This is a genomic window from Pseudomonas sp. P65(2024) (genome assembly GCF_057480955.1).
This window is the reverse complement of sequence record NZ_JBLIYX010000001.1, coordinates 114,546-130,406: the sequence shown is the minus strand read 5'-3', so window position 1 is coordinate 130,406 and position 15,861 is coordinate 114,546. Positions and strand designations below refer to the sequence as shown.

The window sequence follows — 15,861 nt, the reverse complement described above, 5'->3', positions numbered from 1 at the left end:
CAGGATTGAGCGCGTCACCTCCAGCGCCCGGCCCGAAACTATTCCAAGAACCGGCCAGAAGACCGGTCAGCCTGCGAGGAAAACGGCATGTCCCTGTTGATCCGTGGCGCCACCGTGGTTACCCATGAAGAGAGCTACCGTGCAGATGTCCTGTGTGTCGATGGTCTGATCCGCGCCATCGGCAGCCACCTCGAAACCCCCACCGATTGCGAAGTCCTCGACGGCTCAGGCCAGTACCTGATGCCCGGCGGCATCGACCCGCACACCCACATGCAACTGCCGTTCATGGGCACGGTGGCCAGCGAGGACTTTTTCAGTGGCACCGCCGCAGGCCTGGCCGGGGGCACTACCTCGATCATCGACTTCGTTATCCCCAATCCGCAGCAATCGCTGCTCGAGGCCTTCCATACCTGGCGTGGCTGGGCGCAGAAGAGCGCGAGCGACTACGGCTTCCATGTCGCCATCACCTGGTGGAGCGAGCAGGTCGCCGAGGAGATGGGCGAGCTGGTGGCCAAGCACGGGGTGAACAGCTTCAAGCACTTCATGGCCTACAAGAACGCGATCATGGCCGCCGACGACACCCTGGTGGCCAGCTTCGAACGCTGCCTGCAACTGGGCGCGGTGCCGACAGTGCACGCCGAGAACGGCGAGTTGGTCTATCACCTGCAGAAGAAGCTGCTGGCCCAGGGCCTGACCGGGCCCGAGGCGCATCCGCTGTCGCGCCCGTCGCAGGTCGAGGGCGAGGCCGCCAGCCGCGCCATCCGCATCGCCGAGACCCTTGGCACGCCGCTGTACCTGGTGCATGTCTCCAGCCGCGAGGCGCTGGATGAGATCACCTATGCCCGGGCCAAGGGCCAGCCGGTGTACGGCGAGGTGCTGCCGGGCCACCTGTTGCTGGACGACAGCGTCTACCGCGACCCGGACTGGGCCACCGCCGCCGGCTACGTGATGAGCCCGCCGTTCCGGCCGCGCGAGCATCAGGAGGCGCTGTGGCGCGGCCTGCAGTCGGGCAACCTGCACACCACCGCCACCGACCACTGCTGCTTCTGCGCCGAGCAGAAGGCCATGGGCCGCAACGACTTCAGCCGCATCCCCAACGGCACCGCCGGCATCGAGGACCGCATGGCGGTGCTGTGGGATGCCGGGGTGAACAGCGGGCGCCTGTCGATCCACGAGTTCGTCGCGCTCACCTCCACCAACACCGCGAAGATCTTCAACCTGTTCCCGCGCAAAGGCGCCATCCGCGTCGGCGCCGACGCCGACCTGGTGCTGTGGGATCCGCAGGGCACGCGCACGATCAGCGCCCAGACCCATCACCAGCGGGTCGACTTCAACATCTTCGAAGGCCGCACCGTGCGCGGTATCCCCAGCCATACCATCAGCCAGGGCAAGGTGCTCTGGGCCGATGGCGACCTGCGCGCCGAGCCGGGCGCGGGGCGCTATGTGGAGCGGCCGGCGTACCCGTCGGTGTACGAGGTGCTGGAGCGGCGTGCCGAGCATCAGCGGCCGACACCGGTTCAGCGCTGAGGCCATTGGGGCCGCTTCGTAGCCCATCGCGACGCAAGGCCGCTCCCACAGGGATCGGTGCTTTGGCTGTGGGAGCGGCCTTGTGTCGCGAAAGGGGCGCAAGCGCCCCCTGATAACAACACCCATGCTCCTGTTGACTGCCATCCCCCAGAACGGACAGGCGAGTGACCGCCGCCTGAGCCCATAAAAAAGCGAGAGGCTACAACCGTGATCGACGCCCTGAACCACTTGCCGCGCCCCCGGGCCGGCGCCGACCAGCTAGCCGAGGCCTTCAGCGACCTCGCGCCCCCACTCACCGCCCGCCAGGCCGCCGTCGAGAGCGCGCGCTGCCTGTACTGCTACGACGCGCCCTGCGTCAATGCGTGCCCCAGCGAGATCGACATCCCCTCGTTCATCCACCGCATCAGCGACGAGAACCTGCAGGGCGCCGCCGAACGCATTCTTTCGGCCAACATCCTCGGCGGCAGCTGCGCCCGGGTGTGCCCCACCGAGATCCTCTGCCAGCAGGCCTGCGTGCGCAACAACGCCCAGGAATGCGCGCCGGTGCTGATCGGCCAGCTGCAGCGCTACGCCCTGGACCACGCCGGCTTCACCGAACATCCGTTCCAGCGCTCGCCGGCCAGCGGCAAGCGCATCGCCGTGGTCGGCGCCGGCCCCGCCGGGCTGTCCTGCGCGCACCGCCTGGCCATGCACGGCCACGACGTGGTGATCTTCGAGGCGCGGGAGAAAGCCGGTGGCCTCAATGAGTACGGCATCGCCCGCTACAAGCTGGTGGACGACTACGCCCAGCGCGAGGTGGAGTTCCTGCTGGGCATCGGCGGTATCGAGATCCGCCATGGCCAGCGCCTGGGCGCCAACCTGTCGCTGGGAGAGCTGCATGCCCAGCACGACGCGGTGTTCCTCGGCCTGGGCCTGGATGCCGCGCGCCAGCTGGGCCTGGCGGACGAGGACGCCCCGGGCCTGCTCGCCGCCACCACGTACATCCGCGAGCTGCGCCAGGCCGACGACCTCACCCAGCTGCCGCTGGCCGACCGCTGCCTGGTGCTAGGCGCCGGCAACACCGCCATCGACATGGCCGTGCAGATGAGTTGCCTGGGGGCCCGCGACGTCAACCTGGTTTACCGCCGTGGCGTGTCCGACATGGGCGCCACCGCTCATGAACAGGAAATCGCCAAGCACAACCAGGTGCGTCTGCACACCTGGGCCAGGCCCGAGGCCGTGCTGCTGGATGATGCCGGGCGCGTGCGCGGCATGCGCTTCGCGCGCACGCAACTGGTCGATGGGCGCCTGGGCGATACCGGCGATACCTTCGAGCTGGCCGCCGACGCGATCTTCAAGGCCATCGGCCAAGGCTTCGATGACGCAAGCCTGGCCGACCCGCTGGCGGCGCAACTGGCCCGCGACGGTGAGCGCATCCAGGTGGACGCGCACATGCAGACCTCCATCCCCGGTATCTATGCCGGCGGCGACTGCACCGCGCTGGGCCAGGACCTCACCGTCCAGGCCGTGCAACATGGCAAGCTGGCCGCCGAAGCCATCCATGCCCAACTCATGCTCAACGTGGAGGCTGCGTAAATGGCCGACCTGTCCATCGAATTCGCCGGCATCAAGGCGCCCAATCCGTTCTGGCTGGCCTCCGCGCCACCCACCGACAAGGCCTACAACGTGGTCCGCGCCTTCGAGGCCGGGTGGGGCGGGGTGGTGTGGAAGACCCTGGGCGAGGACCCGGCGGCGGTCAATGTGTCGTCGCGCTACTCGGCGCACTTCGGCCCCAACCGGCAGGTGCAGGGCATCAACAACATCGAGCTGATCACCGACCGCTCGCTGGAGATCAACCTGCGCGAGATCACCCAGGTGAAGAAGGACTGGCCCGACCGCGCGCTGATCGTGTCGCTGATGGTGCCGTGCGTGGAAGAGTCCTGGAAGTTCATCCTGCCCTTGGTGGAAGCCACCGGTGCCGATGGCATCGAGCTCAACTTCGGCTGCCCCCACGGCATGCCCGAGCGCGGCATGGGCGCGGCCGTCGGCCAGGTGCCGGAGTACGTGGAAATGGTCACCCGCTGGTGCAAGACCCACTGCGCGCTGCCGGTGATCGTCAAGCTCACCCCCAACATCACTGATATTCGTCAGTCGGCACGCGCCGCGCACCGGGGCGGGGCGGACGCGGTGTCGCTGATCAACACGATCAACTCGATCACCAGCGTCGACCTCGACCGCATGGTCGCCCACCCCATCGTCGGCGACCAGAGCACCCATGGCGGCTATTGCGGTTCGGCGGTCAAGCCGATCGCCCTGAACATGGTCGCCGAAATTGCCCGCGACCCCGAGACCCACGGCCTGCCGATCTGCGGTATCGGCGGTATCGGCACCTGGCGCGATGCCGCCGAGTTCATCGCCCTGGGCAGTGGCGCGGTGCAGGTGTGCACGGCGGCAATGCTGCACGGTTTTCGCATCGTCGACGACATGAAGGACGGCCTGGCGCGCTGGATGGACCAGCACGGCCACCGCAGCCTCGAGGCGTTTCGCGGCCAGGCCGTGGGGCACACCACCGACTGGAAGTACCTGGACATCAACTACAAGTCGGTGGCTCGTATCGACCAGGACGCCTGCATCGGCTGTGGGCGCTGCCACATCGCCTGCGAGGACACCTCGCACCAGGCCATCGCCAGCACCCCGAAGGCCGACGGCACCCACGCCTACAGCGTGATCGAGGCCGAGTGCGTCGGCTGCAACCTGTGCCAGATCACATGCCCGGTGGAGGGCTGCATCGACATGCAGGCGCAGGAGACCGGCAAGCCGTACATGAACTGGACCCAGGATCCGCGCAATCCCTACCGTGAAGCGGGTTGAGAGCATGCCGTGTGGAAACGAAAAAGCCCGCTCAGGGGAGCGGGCTTTCCGGATGGCGCTGGATCAGAAGCCCAGGCGGTCGCGCAGGCTGTAGTACCAGGCGCCGATGGCGCTGAACGGCACACGCAGCATCTGGCCACCCGGGAACGGGTAGTGCGGCAGGCCGGCGAAGGCGTCGAAGCGCTCGGCCTGGCCGCGCAGGGCCTCGGCCAGCACCTTGCCCGCCAGGTGGGTGTAGGTCACGCCGTGGCCCGAGCAGCCCTGGGAGTAGTAGATGTTGTCGCCGATACGGCCTACCTGCGGCAGGCGCGACAGGGTTAGCAGGAAGTTGCCGGTCCAGGCGTAGTCGATCTTGACGTTTTTGAGCTGCGGGAAGGCCTTGAGCATCTTCGGACGGATGATCGCCTCGATGTTCGCCGGGTCGCGCGCGCCGTACACCACGCCGCCACCGAAGATCAGGCGCTTGTCGCTGGTCAAACGGTAGTAGTCGAGCAGGTAGTTGCAGTCCTCGACGCAGTAGTCCTGCGGCAGCAGGGTGCGCGCCAGTTCGTCGCCCAGCGGCTCGGTGGTGATGACCTGGGTGCCGCACGGCATCGACTTGGCCGCCAGTTCCGGCACCAGGTTGCCCAGGTAGGCGTTGCCGGCGACGATGATGAACTTGGCGCGGACCTTGCCCTGCGGGGTGTGCACGACGGGGTTGGCGCCACGCTCGATGCGCACGGCCGGGGTCTGCTCGTAGATGATGCCGCCCAGGGACTCGACCGCGGCAGCTTCGCCCAGGGCCAGGTTCAGCGGATGGATATGGCCGCCGCTCATGTCGAGCATGCCGCCCACATAGTTGTCGCAGGCCACCACTTCACGGATGCGCTTCTGGTCCATCAGCTCCAGCTGGGTGTGGCCGAAGCGTTCCCACAGGCGCTTCTGCGATTCCAGGTGGCCCATCTGCTTGCTGGTCAGCGCGGCGAATACGCCGCCGTCCTTCAGGTCGCACTGGATGTTGTACTTGGCCACGCGTTCACGGATGATGCGCCCGCCCTCGAAGGCCATCTGGCCCAGCAGTTGTGCCTGCTTGGGGCCGACGGTACGTTCGATGACGTCAATGTCGCGGCTGTAGCTGTTGACGATCTGGCCGCCGTTGCGGCCCGAAGCGCCGAAGCCGACCTTGGCGGCCTCGACGATGCTCACCTTGAAGCCGTTCTCCAGCAGGAACAGGGCGCTGGACAGGCCGGTGTAGCCGGCACCGATGATGCACACATCGGTTTCCACCTCACCCTGCAGCGCCGGACGTGGCGGCACCGGGTTGGCCGAGGCGGCGTAGTAGGACTGGGGGTAGGGGGTGTTGGCCATGCTCGAGGAACCTCGTGTTTTATATTTTTAACGAATGTACCGATGCTATCAATAATAATAAACACCCGCTAGTCGTCCGGTGAAAATCCTTTACCTGACGCTGAACCCTGGCCTTCTATAAATATTTTAAGATTCAGTAGCTTAGCGTGAAAAAAATGGTTGACAGTGCATTTGGATCGCGTAGAATGCGCCCCACACGACAGGCACATAGCTCAGTTGGTTAGAGCACCACCTTGACATGGTGGGGGTCGTTGGTTCGAGTCCAATTGTGCCTACCAAATCAAAAAAGGGGCGATCCGCAAGGATCGCCCCTTTTTTCGTTAGGCTCCACCGCGAAGTTTCAGGCTTCCCCGCGATTCTTCTTCACGATGGCATCGGCAATGCTCGCCGGCGCCTCGGCATAGCGGGTGAACTCCATCGAGAAACTGGCCCGCCCCTGGGTCATCGAGCGCATCGAGGTGGCGTAGCCGAACATCTCGCCCAGCGGTACCTCGGCACGGATCACCTTGCCGGCCGGGGTCTCGTCGCCATCCTGGATCATCCCCCGGCGCCGGCTCAGGTCGCCGAGGATGTCGCCCTGGTACTCCTCGGGGGTCACCACCTCGACCTTCATCACCGGCTCCAGCAGCACCGCGCCGCCTTTCTGCGACAACTGCTTGGTGGCCATGGACGCGGCGATCTTGTAGGCCATCTCGTTGGAGTCGACGTCGTGGTACGAGCCGTCATACACCGCCGCCTTGAGGTTGATCAGCGGATAGCCGGCAAGTACGCCGTTCTTCATCTGCTCCTCGATGCCTTTCTGGATCGCCGGGATGTACTCGCGTGGCACCACGCCGCCGACGACTTCGTTGATGAACTCCAGGCCTTCCTTGCCTTCGTCGCCCGGGGCGAAGCGGATCCAGCAATGCCCATACTGGCCACGCCCGCCGGACTGGCGGACGAAGCGGCCTTCGATCTCGCAGGTGTTGCGGATCTTCTCGCGGTAGGCCACCTGCGGCTTGCCGATGTTGGCCTCGACGTTGAACTCGCGGTGCATGCGATCGACGATGATGTCCAGGTGCAGCTCGCCCATGCCGGAGATGATGGTCTGGCCGGTCTCCTCGTCGGTCTTGACCCGGAACGACGGGTCCTCCTGGGCCAGCTTGCCCAGGGCGATGCCCATCTTCTCCTGGTCGCCCTTGGTCTTGGGCTCCACCGCCACAGAGATCACCGGGTCGGGGAAGTCCATGCGTTCGAGGATGATCGGCTTGTCCATGTCGCAGAGGGTGTCGCCGGTGGTGACGTCCTTCATGCCGATCAGCGCGGCGATGTCGCCGGCGCACACGTCCTTGATCTCGGCGCGCTGGTTGGCGTGCATCTGCACCATGCGGCCGATGCGTTCCTTCTTGCCCTTGACCGAGTTGAGCACGGCGTTGCCGGAGCTGAGCACGCCGGAATACACCCGGGCGAAGGTCAGGGTGCCGACGAACGGGTCGGTGGCGATCTTGAAGGCCAGGGCCGAGAACGGCTCGTTGTCGTCGGCGTGGCGCTCCAGGTGTTTTTCCTCGTCGTCCGGGTCGGTGCCCTTGATCGCCGGGATCTCGCTGGGGGCGGGCAGGTAGTCGATCACGGCGTCGAGCATCAGCGGCACGCCCTTGTTCTTGAACGATGAGCCGAGGATGGTCGGCACGATCTCGTTGGCGATGGTGCGCTGGCGCAGGGCGGCCTTGATTTCCTCGGTGGTGAATTCTTCGCCTTCGAGGAATTTCAGGGTCAGCTCTTCGTTGGCATCGGCCGCAGCCTCGATCATATGGGCACGCCATTCGTCGGCCAGATCCTGCAGTTCGGCGGGAATGGCTTCTTCGCGGTAGCTGGTGCCCTGGTCGGCGTCGTTCCAGTAGATGGCCTTCATCTTCACCAGGTCGATCTGGCCGATGAAGTTTTCCTCGCTGCCGATGGCCAGCTGGATCGGCACCGGATGGTGGCCCAGGCGCTGGTCAATCTGCTTCACCACCCGCAGAAAATCCGCGCCCTGGCGGTCCATCTTGTTGATGTAGGCCAGGCGCGGCACATGGTACTTGTTGGCCTGGCGCCATACGGTCTCGGATTGCGGCTCGACGCCGTCGGCGCCGCTGAACACCACCACCGCGCCATCGAGCACGCGCAGCGAGCGCTCGACCTCGATGGTGAAGTCGACGTGGCCGGGGGTGTCGATGATGTTGAAGCGGTACTTGTGCTCGAACTGCTTGGTCGAGCCTTGCCAGAAGGCCGTGGTGGCCGCCGAGGTGATGGTGATGCCGCGCTCCTGCTCCTGGGCCATCCAGTCCATGGTCGCGGCGCCGTCGTGCACCTCGCCCATCTTGTGGTTGACCCCGGTGTAGAACAGGATCCGCTCGGTGGTGGTGGTCTTGCCGGCATCCACGTGGGCAACGATACCGATGTTGCGGTACAGCTCGATGGGGGTCGTGCGGGCCATGGTCGGTCACCTGTGGGTGAGGATTCTCCCAAGGTAGCAGAGCGGGAGAATCCTGCCGGGGCGACCGTCAGTCGGCGAGCACCTGCAACTGCCACTGGCCTTCGCTTTCGCGGGCCAGGCCGCTGGCCGGCAGCAGGGCCAGCAGGCGTTCGTGCAGGGCGGCTTCGGTGAATGACTTGAGGGTGGTCATGTCTAGCACGCCGACGGTGATCAGCTCGGCCTTGGTGTACGACAACCAGGCTTTTTTCAGCACCATCAGCACGTCGCTGCCGGCGGTGCTGGCGAAGCGCCTGTGCAGGGTGCGGCCTTCCAGCTCGAAGCTGTGACGGTGTTCGTAGCCGCTTTCGTCGCCACTGCCCTCGACGCAGCGGTGGCAGCGGCAGGGGCCGTCGCCGAAAGCGTTGCGCAGGTAGGCGTTGAAGTCCACGACGGGCTTGAGGGTCAGGCGTTTGTCGACCTCGAACAGGTCGGCGATCAGGGGTTGTTCGGCGCTCACTCGGTATCCTCGCGTGGTATGGCGTGCATCGGCGGGCACCCTAACAGATCGGGGCAGGGGAGGCCATGCTCGATGGCCAGCGTGGGAGCGGGCTTGCCCCGCGATGAGGTCGGTAGAGACAACCGGGAACGCCTGCCGTACTCTACGCGCCCATACGCCTAATACACCTGTTGAGGTAACCCCGCTTGAGTACCAAGTACCCGTACACCGCCACCGTGACCATCAGCGCCGAAGACCGTGGGGGCGATACCGAGGCCTCGGAGAACACCAACATGCGCGTGGGCCTTGAGGCGGTGACCGAGGTGCTGAAGAAAGTGCATTTCGTCGGTACCCTCGGGGCACCGGAAAAAGGCGCCACGCACATCTGCGTCACCTTGGAGAACGGCCTGAGTTACTACGGCCCGATCGTCAACGGCCACGCCGAGCTCGAAGGCGGCTGGATCGCCTTCGAATGCGACATGCCCACCCCTGAAGAGCTGGGCCTGTAACCCTCAGCCCAGCTCCATGAGGCACTGCTCGAGGATATTCAGCCCTTCCTCGAGCACCTCGGGCTCGATGGTCAGCGGTGCCAGCAGGCGGATGATATGCCGCGCCTTGCCGCTGGGCATCAGCAGCAGGCCTTTGCCACGCGCCGCCTCGAGCACCTTGGCCAGTTGCGTCGGCGCCGGGCTGCCGTCCGGGTTGACCATCTCCAGCCCGCGCATGGCCCCTGTACCGGTCAGGCGACCGAGCGCGGCGCACCTTCCCGACGCTTTCCAGCGCGCGTGACGCGCCACGATGGCCTGTTCCTGCCGTTCGCCCCAGGTGGCGATATTCGCGTCGGTCATCTGCGCCAGGCTCGCCAGCGCCGCCGCGCAGGCGATCGGGTTGCCCGAGTAGGTGCCGCCCAGCCCGCCCTTGGGCAGCGCGCCCATGATCGCCTGTCGCCCGACCACTGCGCCCAGCGGCATGCCGCCGGCGATGCTCTTGGCCAGCAGCAGAAGGTCCGGTTCGATACCCAGCCGTGGGAAGGCGAAGCGCTGGCCGGTGCGACCGAAGCCGGACTGAATCTCATCGATAATGATCAGGATCCCATGCTCGTCGCAGAAGCGGCGCAGGGCCTGGGCGAAGGCGGGGTCGAGGGCGAGGAAACCGCCTTCGCCCTGCACCGGCTCGAAGATGAACGCGGCCACGTCCTCCACCGCCAGCTCCACGCTGAACAGGCGCTCCATAGCCTGGAGCGCCTGCTCGCAGCTCACCCCGGTGTCCGGACTGGGGTAGGGCAGGTGATAGACCGGGCCGGGCAGTTCGCCCACGCGCTGCTTGTACGGGGCGACCTTGCCGTTGAGGTTGAGGGTGGCCAGGGTACGGCCGTGGAAACCGCCGTCGAAGGCGACGATGGCCCGTTTGCCGGTGGCGCCGCGGGCGACCTTGAGGGCGTTTTCCGCCGCTTCCGCGCCGCTGTTGGTCAGCATGCCCGTCAGCGGATAGCTGACCGGGACGAACTGGCACAGGCGCTCCATCAGTTCCAGGTACGGACCGTGGGGCGCGGCGTTGAAGGCATAGTGGGTCAGGCGCGCGGCCTGCTGCTGGATCGCCTCGACCACCGCCGGGTTACAGTGGCCCAGGTTGAGCACGCCGATGCCGCCGACGAAGTCGATGTAGCGTTTGCCGGCGGTGTCCCAGACTTCGGCGTTGCGTCCATGGGAAAGGGTGATCGGGTGAACGATGGCGATGGACTGGCTGATATTTTCCTGATTCATCTGCACGCGGCCTGTTGTTCGAGTCAGGTCGTATCCAAGCGCGTCGGGAATCGGTGGCGCAAACGAATTATTCGATTGCTCTCATTCGTTTAATTCCTGATGTCTGAAGGCTCTCTCTGCAAGCTTCATGAAAGAAGATTCTGAGCAGGATGTGAAGCGTATTGATTCCTATTTGGAATGATGTTTTGCGAAAAGGTCGTTTGTTGTGACCTGCCTGGAGATGAATACTGGCCTGGCTGGACCCTGGCAACCGACAGGTCCATCAATACAAAAATACGCCGGTAGCCAATTCCCGCAACAAGTCCGAGACGTGTGGGAGACGCGTGCCGATGCCCTTGCCGGCATGCCCGCCCCCACAGGAACGCTGCCGCCACTTTCAGCCGCCTTCGTTGCGGCCGACCCACTCGAGGGTTCTCCATGGCATCGCCAGACAACAAAAAACAGCGGTCCTTGCAGCATGGCCTGACTTCACGTCAGGTATCGATGATCTCTATTGCCGGCATCATCGGCGCCGGCCTTTTCATTGGCTCGTCCAACGCCATCGCCACCGCCGGCCCGGCTATTCTCATCTCCTACGCCATGACCGGCCTGCTGGTGCTGCTGGTGATGCGCATGCTCGGTGAAATGGCCATCGCCAACCCCAACAGCGGCTCGTTCTCCACCTACGCCAGCGAAGCCATCGGCCCCTGGGCCGGCTTCACCATCGGCTGGCTGTACTGGTGGTTCTGGGTGCTGATCATCCCGGTCGAGGCCATCGCTGGCGCGGATATCCTCCATGCCTACTTCCCGCAGGTGCCGTCCTGGCTGTTCGCCTTCCTGATCATGATCGTGCTGTCGGGCACCAACCTGGTCAGCGTGAAGAACTTCGGCGCGTTCGAGTACTGGTTCGCCCTGGTCAAGGTACTGGCCATCATTGCCTTCATCGTGGTCTGCAGCCTGGCGGTGTTCGGCGTCTGGCCACTGGCCGACGTCTCCGGCGTCAGTCGCCTGTGGGACGCCGGCGGCTTCATGCCCAATGGCTTCGGCACCGTGCTCGGCGGCGTGCTGATCACCATCTTCTCGTTCTTCGGCGCCGAGATCGTCACCATCGCCGCCGACGAGACAGCCAACCCCAAGGACAAGATCCGCCGCGCCACCAACCTGGTGGTGTACCGCATCGCCATTTTCTACCTGGCGTCGATCTTCCTGGTGGTGTCGCTGGTGGCCTGGAACGATCCGGGGCTCAAGGCGGTGGGCTCGTTCCAGCGGGTGCTGGAAGTGCTCAACGTGCCCGGCGCCAAGCTGCTGGTCGACATCGTCGTGCTGGTGGCGGTCACCAGTTGCATGAACTCAGGGCTGTACACCGCCTCGCGCATGCTCTACTCGCTGGGGGCCCGTGGCCAGGCACTGCTTATGACCAGGCGGATCTCCGGCGCGGGCGTGCCCACCGTGGCGGTCGTTCTCTCGACCCTGGCGGGCTTTGCCGGCTGCCTGGTCAACTACGTGTTTCCCGGCAAGGTGTTCGGGTTCCTGCTATCTACCACCGGCGCCATCGCCTTGCTGGTGTACCTGGTGATCGCCGTGTCGCAACTGCGCATGCGGGCCCGTGCCGAGCGCGAGGGGCGCACGCCGGAGCTGAAGATGTGGCTGTTCCCGTGGCTGACCTGGCTGGTGATCGGCACCATCGTCATGGTGCTGGGCTACATGCTGTTCAGCGATGCCTACCGCTATGAAACACTGATGACCGCGGGGGTGACCCTGTTCATCCTGCTGGTTTCGCTGACCCAGCGGCGCAAGCGGGGCTCGGCGTGGCAGGCGGCCTGATACGCTCAGGGGGCATATGGCGGCCCCCTCCATTTGGCGGCCGGGAAGCATGGGGCTACCATCGGCAGTCAGCCTCCTTCCCAATACCAACAAGCCAAGGACGCGTATGACCGAACAAGCCCCCTCCCTGCAACAACTCGCCGCCCCTGATGGCACATGCTACGGTTGCGGGTGCTCCCACCCCAGCGGCCTGCATGTGCAGAGTCACTGGGATGACGACGGCGTCCACCTGCTGTGCCGTCATTCCCCCGACCCGACCTTCATCGGCTGGCCCGGCCTGGTCTACGGCGGCCTGCTGGCCATGCTGGTCGATTGCCATTCCAACTGGACCGCCATGGCCCACCACTACCGCGCCGATGGCCGCGAGCCCGGCAGCCTGCCGCGTATCGACTGCGTTACCGGCCAACTGAGCCTGACCTACCTCAAACCCACCCCGATGGGCGTCGAGCTGCTGCTCAAGGCACGGGTCGAGGGTGAGGTGGGGCGCAAGAGCCGAGTGATCTGCGAGGTCTGGGCTGGGGATGTGCTGACCGTTACCGCCGATTCAGTGTTCGTACGGGTCGATACCGAGAAGCTCAAGCGGCAGGCCCACGGCGACGCCTGAACCTTGCGCCGGTTGGGAGGGGCTGGCATTGTCGAGGGTGATCCGGATGCCCGACAGGATGTTGCCATGCCCTACCAGATCCGCCAGGCCCGCAGCAATGACTGTACAGCCCTGAGCCACATCGGCCAGGCCACCTTCGCCCTGGCCAGCCCGCCCGACAGCGCTCCGGCGGCGCAGCAGCACTACATCGCCCACAACCTGCAGCCCGAGCATTTCCAGGCGCACCTGCGCCACCCGCACAAGCGCCTGCTGGTGGTCGAGGAGGGCGGCCAGGTGCTGGGCTACAGCATGCTCGACCTGGCGCCCGGTGAGCTGGGGATCGCCGCGGCCGATCATCTGGTGGAGATTTCCCGTTGCTATGTGCTGCCCGCCGCCCACGGCACGGGTGCCGCGCAGTCACTGCTCGAGGCTACCCTGACCCACACCCGTGGCCCGGTCCGCCTGACCGTCAATGAACTCAACGCCAGGGCCATCCGGTTCTACGGGCGCAATGGCTTTCGCAAGGTGGGCGAGGCGATCTTTCCCTGCGGTGACGAGCGACACCGAGACTGGGTGATGGTCAGGACGCCCGACAGTCTTTAAATTGAGTCCCTCAACCTTCAGGGCGCGAACATGACCGATCTTTCCGTATTCCCCATCACCCGCAAATGGCCGGCCCGGCATCCCGAGCGCCTGCAGCTGTATTCGCTGGCCACGCCCAACGGCGTCAAGGTCTCGATCATGCTCGAAGAGATCGGCCTGCCTTACGAGGTGCACAAGATCAGTTTCGACAACGACGACCAGCTGAGCCCCGAGTTCATCTCCCTGAGCGCCAACAACAAGATTCCGGCAATCCTCGACCCCGATGGCCCTGGTGGCCAGCCGCTGCCGTTGTTCGAGTCCGGGGCGATCCTGCAGTACCTGGCCGAGAAGAGCGGGCAGTTGCTCAGCCAGGACCCTGCCCAGCGCTACCAGACCTTGCAGTGGCTGATGTTCCAGATGGGCGGCATCGGGCCGATGTTCGGCCAGGTGGGATTCTTTCACTTCTTCGCCGGCAAGGCGTACGAGGACAAGCGGCCCCGGGATCGCTACGTCAATGAGTCCAAGCGCCTGCTGGGCGTGCTCGACCGGCACCTGCAGGGGCGGGAGTGGATGGTCGATGCGTACAGCATCGCCGATATCGCCATCTTCCCCTGGGTGCGCAACCTGGTGGAGCGCTACAACGCGCGCGAGCTGGTGGGGTTCGATGATTTCACGGAAGTACAGCGGGTGTTGGCGAAGTTCCTTGAACGCCCGGCTGTACAGCGTGGCCTGAAGATCCCGGAATAACCTTGCTGGGGGCGCAAGGCGCCCCCGTCGCGAGTCCTCAGAGGATCTGGTTCAGCAACCAGTACAAGCAACCCGCCAGCAACATTGCAGCCGGCAACGTCAATACCCAGGCCATCAGCAGGTTGACCAGCGTCTTGCGTTGAATCCCCGAGCCATTGGCCACCATGCTCCCGGCCACGCCTGAACTCAGCACGTGAGTGGTCGACACCGGCAGGCCGAACAGGTCCGCGGCGCCGATGGTACACATCGCCACCACCTCGGCCGAAGCGCCCTGGGCATAGCTCAGGTGGGTCTTGCCGATCTTCTCGCCCACCGTCACCACGATGCGCCGCCAGCCGACCATGGTGCCCAGGCCCAGGGCGATGGCCACCGCCACCTTGACCCACAGCGGGATATAGCGGGTTGCGTCGTCCAATTGGCGCTTGAACAGTTGCACATGGCGGCGGGTATCGGCGTCGTAGCGGGCCAGTTGGTGCTTGTCGATCAGGCGGATGGCCTCGCTGGTCAGGTACATGTCGTTGCGCACGTTGGCCATGGCCTCGGCCGGCACGCGCTTGAGCGAGCCGTAGCCTTTGACTTCCTCGCCAATCATGCCGGTCAGCGCGGCCAGCGCCGGGATCAGCTCGGCACTGGCCTTGGGCTCGCCGATGAACGTGGTCAGGACCTGGCGTGGATCGGCCGGGGCAGGGGACGGTACTGCGCGCACCAAGGCCTGGCGGGTGACCTCGGCGACCGCCGAGAACTGCAGGGCCTGCTCGTTGGGCATGGTCTTGTTCAGCGCATAGGCCATCGGCAGGGTGCCGACCAGGATCAGCATGATCAGGCCCATGCCTTTCTGGCCATCGTTGGAGCCGTGGGCGAACGACACGCCAGTGCAGGTGAGGATCAGCACGCCGCGGATCCACCAGGGCGGCGGCGTCTGGCCTTCTGGCGCCTGGTACAGTTCGCGGCGCTTGACCAGCGCGCGCAGGGCGAGCAGCAGCAGGGCGGCGCAGGCGAAGCCGATCAGCGGCGAGAACAGCAGGGCGTAGCCGACCTTGCTGGCCTGGGTCCAGTCCACGCCGCTGGTGCCGTCGCGCCCGTGCATCAGCGCGTTGGCCACGCCCACGCCGATGATCGAGCCGATCAGGGTGTGCGAGGACGACGCTGGCAGGCCCAGCCACCAGGTGCCGAGGTTCCAGATGATCGCCGCCAGCAGCAGGGCGAAGACCATGGCGAAGCCGGTCGACGAGCCGACCTGCAGGATCAGCTCCACCGGCAGCAGGGCGATGATGCCGAAGGCCACCGCGCCGCTGGAGAGCAGCACGCCGAGGAAATTGCACAACCCCGACCAGACCACCGCCACCGGCGCCGGCAGCGAATGGGTGTAGATCACCGTGGCCACGGCATTGGCGGTGTCGTGGAAGCCGTTGACGAACTCGAAGCCCAGGGCGATCAGCAGGGCCAGGCCCAGCAGCAGGAAGGGGGTGACGGTGGTGACCACGGTGCCGCTGGCGCTGACATCCTGCTTCAGGCTCCAGAAGGTGTAGGCCAGGCCGGCCAGCAGCAGGCCGAAGAACAGGGTGAGGGTGGCGCGTCCGGGTTTGTGGGCAAGGTGAGGGCGCGGGCTGGGCAGGGTCAGGTCGGACTGGCTGGCCAGGGACGGGGTTGCCATGAGGGCTCCGGTTGGCGTCGGGCGGTGGTGCCGAAGGTCTTCAGCATAGAAACAATTCGTTACCAGGGCGTGACC

13 protein-coding genes and 1 tRNA gene are annotated in these 15,861 nt (G+C 65.5%); 9 read left to right on the top strand and 5 right to left on the bottom strand.

From position 1 onward, the window contains the following. The first annotated feature begins 87 nt into the window (after positions 1-87). The 3 genes from hydA to preA all read left to right on the top strand — a co-directional run bounded on the left by hydA (position 88) and on the right by preA (position 4,377). The gene (hydA, locus tag AC25MA_RS00625; protein WP_062574509.1) at positions 88-1,527 is read left to right on the top strand and encodes a dihydropyrimidinase; all 1,440 of its coding nucleotides are present in this window, start codon (positions 88-90) and stop codon (positions 1,525-1,527) included. A gap of 207 nt (positions 1,528-1,734) precedes the next feature. Beyond that, positions 1,735-3,102 carry an NAD(P)-dependent oxidoreductase gene (locus tag AC25MA_RS00620; protein ID WP_213882994.1) on the top strand — a complete coding sequence of 456 codons (1,368 nt, stop codon included), beginning with the start codon at positions 1,735-1,737 and terminating at the stop codon, positions 3,100-3,102. Beyond that, positions 3,103-4,377 (top strand): NAD-dependent dihydropyrimidine dehydrogenase subunit PreA, encoded by a 1,275-nt coding sequence (gene preA / locus AC25MA_RS00615; protein WP_028692550.1) that lies wholly within the window; start codon positions 3,103-3,105, stop codon positions 4,375-4,377. Between the two features lie 63 nt (positions 4,378-4,440). Here the strand turns inward: preA and AC25MA_RS00610 are convergent, their stop codons facing one another. Beyond that, a complete protein-coding gene (locus AC25MA_RS00610) occupies positions 4,441-5,724 on the bottom strand; it encodes an NAD(P)/FAD-dependent oxidoreductase (protein WP_028692549.1) in 1,284 nt (427 codons plus the stop codon). Positions 5,725-5,925: 201 nt separating this feature from the next. Between AC25MA_RS00610 and AC25MA_RS00605 the strand changes: the two genes are divergently transcribed. Further along, positions 5,926-6,002: transfer RNA gene (locus AC25MA_RS00605), tRNA-Val, on the top strand. Between the two features lie 62 nt (positions 6,003-6,064). Here AC25MA_RS00605 and fusA read toward each other — a convergent pair. Together fusA and AC25MA_RS00595 are read right to left on the bottom strand one after the other, a co-directional pair. Then, positions 6,065-8,179 carry an elongation factor G gene (fusA, locus tag AC25MA_RS00600; protein ID WP_486971682.1) on the bottom strand — a complete coding sequence of 705 codons (2,115 nt, stop codon included), beginning with the start codon at positions 8,177-8,179 and terminating at the stop codon, positions 6,065-6,067. Positions 8,180-8,246: 67 nt separating this feature from the next. Further along, positions 8,247-8,675, bottom strand: coding sequence for a hypothetical protein (locus AC25MA_RS00595; protein WP_028692547.1), 429 nt, complete (start codon positions 8,673-8,675; stop codon positions 8,247-8,249). Between the two features lie 185 nt (positions 8,676-8,860). Here AC25MA_RS00595 and AC25MA_RS00590 point away from each other — a divergent pair, with 185 nt between their 5' ends. Next, positions 8,861-9,163 carry a hypothetical protein gene (locus AC25MA_RS00590; protein WP_062359438.1) on the top strand — a complete coding sequence of 101 codons (303 nt, stop codon included), beginning with the start codon at positions 8,861-8,863 and terminating at the stop codon, positions 9,161-9,163. Positions 9,164-9,166: 3 nt separating this feature from the next. On the opposite strand, the gene AC25MA_RS00585 is transcribed toward AC25MA_RS00590, so the two are convergent. Beyond that, positions 9,167-10,417: a 2-aminoadipate transaminase gene (locus AC25MA_RS00585; RefSeq protein WP_088852444.1), complete on the bottom strand. Its 1,251-nt coding sequence runs from the start codon at positions 10,415-10,417 to the stop codon at positions 9,167-9,169. A 417-nt stretch (positions 10,418-10,834) separates the two neighbouring features. Here AC25MA_RS00585 and AC25MA_RS00580 point away from each other — a divergent pair, with 417 nt between their 5' ends. The 4 genes from AC25MA_RS00580 to AC25MA_RS00565 all read left to right on the top strand — a co-directional run bounded on the left by AC25MA_RS00580 (position 10,835) and on the right by AC25MA_RS00565 (position 14,132). Further along, a complete protein-coding gene (locus AC25MA_RS00580; protein ID WP_028692544.1) occupies positions 10,835-12,220 on the top strand; it encodes an amino acid permease in 1,386 nt (461 codons plus the stop codon). Positions 12,221-12,326: 106 nt separating this feature from the next. Then, positions 12,327-12,824: a PaaI family thioesterase gene (locus AC25MA_RS00575; RefSeq protein ID WP_280092352.1), complete on the top strand. Its 498-nt coding sequence runs from the start codon at positions 12,327-12,329 to the stop codon at positions 12,822-12,824. A 66-nt stretch (positions 12,825-12,890) separates the two neighbouring features. After that, entirely contained in the window at positions 12,891-13,406 is a 516-nt protein-coding gene (locus tag AC25MA_RS00570) for a GNAT family N-acetyltransferase (RefSeq protein WP_486971681.1), read from the top strand. A gap of 30 nt (positions 13,407-13,436) precedes the next feature. After that, on the top strand, positions 13,437-14,132 hold the full coding sequence (locus tag AC25MA_RS00565) for a glutathione S-transferase N-terminal domain-containing protein (RefSeq protein WP_028692541.1): 696 nt from the start codon (positions 13,437-13,439) through the stop codon (positions 14,130-14,132). A 37-nt stretch (positions 14,133-14,169) separates the two neighbouring features. Here the strand turns inward: AC25MA_RS00565 and AC25MA_RS00560 are convergent, their stop codons facing one another. Further along, the gene (locus tag AC25MA_RS00560; RefSeq protein ID WP_028692540.1) at positions 14,170-15,786 is read right to left on the bottom strand and encodes an inorganic phosphate transporter; all 1,617 of its coding nucleotides are present in this window, start codon (positions 15,784-15,786) and stop codon (positions 14,170-14,172) included. Positions 15,787-15,861: the final 75 nt, after the last annotated feature.